The organism is Methylobacterium sp. WL18 (assembly GCF_008040015.1).
GTDB lineage: Bacteria > Pseudomonadota > Alphaproteobacteria > Rhizobiales > Beijerinckiaceae > Methylobacterium > Methylobacterium mesophilicum.
On record NZ_VRVD01000519.1, the window covers coordinates 1 to 3,326 of the forward strand.

General features: G+C 70.7%; 3 protein-coding genes. All 3 read right to left on the reverse strand.

The features are described from left to right. A partial coding sequence (locus FV228_RS24200) for a methyl-accepting chemotaxis protein (protein ID WP_147856893.1) occupies window positions 1-1,635 on the reverse strand: 1,635 nt, incomplete at its 3' end. A gap of 19 nt (window positions 1,636-1,654) precedes the next feature. Continuing rightward, entirely contained in the window at window positions 1,655-2,116 is a 462-nt protein-coding gene (locus tag FV228_RS24205; protein WP_147856894.1) for a chemotaxis protein CheW, read from the reverse strand. Beyond that, window positions 2,116-3,326, reverse strand: a 1,211-nt coding sequence (locus FV228_RS24210; protein ID WP_147856895.1) for a chemotaxis protein CheA, incomplete at its 5' end; no start/stop codon positions are given. The genes FV228_RS24210 and FV228_RS24205, both read right to left, overlap by 1 nt.

A 3,326-nucleotide genomic window follows, 5' to 3' on the forward strand; every position in this document is an offset into this window, starting at 1 on the left:
GCTGGCCTTGAACGCCGCCTCGACGGCGGCGTTCAAGGCCAGCAGATCGGTCTGCCGGGCGATCTCCTGCACGATGGTGATCTTCTGCGCGATGGTCTGCATGGCGTCGACCGCCCGGCCCACCGCGGCGCCGCTCGCCTCGGCGTCCTTGGCGGATTGCCGCGCGATGGTCTCGGTCTGGCTGGCGTTCTCGGCGTTCTGCTTCACGTTGGCGGCCATCTCTTCCATGGACGCCGACGCCTCCTCGGTGGAGGCGGCCTGCTCGGTGGAGCCCTGCGACAGCTGCTCGGCCGAGGCCGACAGCTCCTGCGAACCCGCCGACACGTTCCCGGCGGCGACCGACGCGTCGGCCACCACGGCCCGGAGCTTGCCCAGCATCGTCTGCAGCGCCCGGCCCATCGAGTCCCTGTCGGAGAGGGGGCGCGCCTCGACCGTGAGGTCGCCGGCCGCGATCGCGTTGGCGATCGCGGCCGTGTCGTTGAGGCTGGCGGTCATGCGGTTCAGGGCGGCGACGAGGTCGCCGATCTCGTCCCGCGAGGTCGCGGTGATCGTCGTGCCGAGGTCTCCCACGGCGACGGCCTCGGCGAGCGAGACCGCCCGCAGGAGACCGCGCGCGATCGAGACGGCGAGCCAGGTGGCGATGACGAAGCCGAGGAGAAGCGCCCCGGCGACCGTGGCGATCAGGATCGTCCGCCCGTCGCGCATTTCCAGCCGGGCGCGCTCGGCCGTCTCGGCCATCTGCTGGGTCTCGTACTGGACCAGGGCGTCGAAGGCCTGGAGCGTCCCCGTGCTGGCGGCGGCGTAATCCCCCGCCGCAAGGTCGGCGGCCCGGATGGTCGCGCCGTTCTCGACCGTGGCCAGGGCCTTCCGGAACGAGGCGATCCAGAGGTCGAACGCGGGTCGGACGGGCGTCCCCTGGGCGTGGTCGCCGGCCATCCCGCGCTTGGATTCGATCAGGGCGCGGAGCAGCGCGTCGAGGCTCGGCGCGAGGTCGGCTTCCATCCGCCGCGCGGCTTTCACAGACTGCTCCAGAACGGGGTAGCTGGTCGCCCCGGTGGTGGCCTGCAGGCCGCCCCAGGCCCGTTCGATCCGGATCTGGAGCGCCGCGACGGCGCGGGCCACGCCGGCGTCGGCCCCGGCCTTCGCCGAGACGGCCTCGAGGTCCGCCTGCAGCGCCCGCAGCGCCGGGGTGCCGACCCCATCGATCTCGGCCCAGGTCCGGACATTGGAATTGACCTGGGTCAGCGTGATGACCTGCCCGGCGATCACCTTCTGCTTCTCGAACCTTTCCTTGGCCTCATCGTAGAGCCGCAGGCCCTTCTCGGCGTCGATCAGATCCTTGACCCTGGACAGCTTCGCCTGGACGGCGTTGCGCTTCTCCGCAGCCTGCTTGGCGAAATCGGCCATCTGGTCGTCGTCGACTGAGATCACCGCGGCGCGCGTCAGCGACATGGCGCCGAGCAGATCGGCCTTGGCCTCCTGCACGAGGGTGTTCAGGTCCGCGCGGCCGAGCACGTATTGCAGGGCCGCGTCGGCATTCACGAGCTTGTAATAGCCGACCCAACCCGCCAGGCCGACGAGGATCAGCATGACCCCGAACCCGGCCGCGAGCTTGGCCTTGATTGAAAAGCGCATCGATAATCTCCAAGCGCAATCAGTTCAATATTTGCTGCATATCCGGAATAATGACGAAATCTTCTCCGGACTTCACAATGGAGCGGATGTATTCGGGCCGCCACGCCGTGCCGATCTTGGGCGCGGGCTGGCGGGTCTCCAGCGGAACCGCGGTCACCTCGAACACCTTGTCGGCCACCAGCGCGACCAGGGTCGGGTCTCCGTCGAGATCGAGCTCGATCACCACGAAGCGGGTGTCCGGCGTCGCGGCGTCCATCGGCATGCCGAAGCGCTCGCGGATGTCGGCGAGCGGCACGACGTTGCCGCGCACGTTCACCACGTGGCCGAGATGCGGCCGCGCTCCGGCGACCCGGGTGGTCGGGATCGGGTCGATGATCTCGCGCACCATCCCGGCCCCGAGCGCGAAGGTCTCGGTGCCGATCCGCATCATCACGACCTGGAGCGCGTGGCCCTGCTCGATCGCCTCGACGAAATCGGTCATCACGCCACCTCGCGGTATTCGCGCGGCCCGTCCGGGGCGGCGCCGATCTGTCCGCCGGCCATCAGCTGGGCCGGGTCGATGATGAGCGCCGCGGTGCCGTCGCCCAGGATCGTGGCGCCCGAGAAGGTCGTGACGTCGGCGTGCAGCTTCGACAGCGACTTGATCACCGTCTGGTGGTTGCCGAGGATCTGGTCGGCTACGAGCCCGAACCGGGCTTCGCCCACCGAGACGATGATCACCTTCTGGTACGGGTCCGGCTCGCCGGCCTCCGCGAACAGGCTGCGCAGCCGCAGGAACGGCACGAGGTCGCCGCGGATGTTGAGGAAGTCCCGGCCGCGCTCGCTGCGCCCGCCCTCGGGCAGCTCGACGCATTCCTCCACGGCCGCCAGCGGCAGCACGTAGCGGCCCTCCCCGACCCGGATCAGCAGGCCCTCGATGATCGCCAGCGTCAGCGGCAGGCGCAGCACGAGGGCGGTGCCCGCCCCCGGCGCGGTGGCGATGTCGATCGAGCCGCGCAGGGCCTCGATGGTCCGCTTGACCACGTCCATGCCGACGCCGCGGCCCGACAGCGCCGAGATCGCTTGCGCCGTGGAGAAGCCCGGCGCGAACAGGAACTGGTAGACCTGCTGGTCGGTGAGCGGGGTGCCGGGGGCGACCAGCCCGCGCTCCTCGGCCTTGGCGCGGATGCGCGCCACGTCGAGCCCGGCGCCGTCGTCCCGCACGGTGACGTGGACCTGGGCGCCGACATGCTCGGCGCTGAGCGTGATCCGCCCGGTGGCGTCCTTGCCGGAGGCGCCCCGGCGGGCCGGGTCCTCGATGCCGTGATCGATCGCGTTGCGGATCAGGTGCACCAGCGGGTCGGCCAGGCGCTCGATCACGGTCTTGTCGAGTTCGGTCTCCTCGCCCTCGGTCACGAAGGTCACGGGCTTGCCGAGATCCCCCGAGAGGTCGTGGACCAGGCGCCGGAACCGGCCGAACAGCGCCCCGATCGGCACCATGCGGATGCTCATGGTGGTGTCGCGCAGCTGCGCCGACAGGCGCTCAATCTCCTCCGCGATGGTCTGGAGCCCGGCATCGGCGTGCAGGCCGGCGAGCTGGCTCAGCCGGGCCTGGGCGATCACCAGCTCGCCGACCCGGTCGAGCAACTCGTCCAGCCGCTCGGCCTCGACCCGCATGGTGCCGGCCGTGCGCGGCTCGGCGTGGCGGGCGG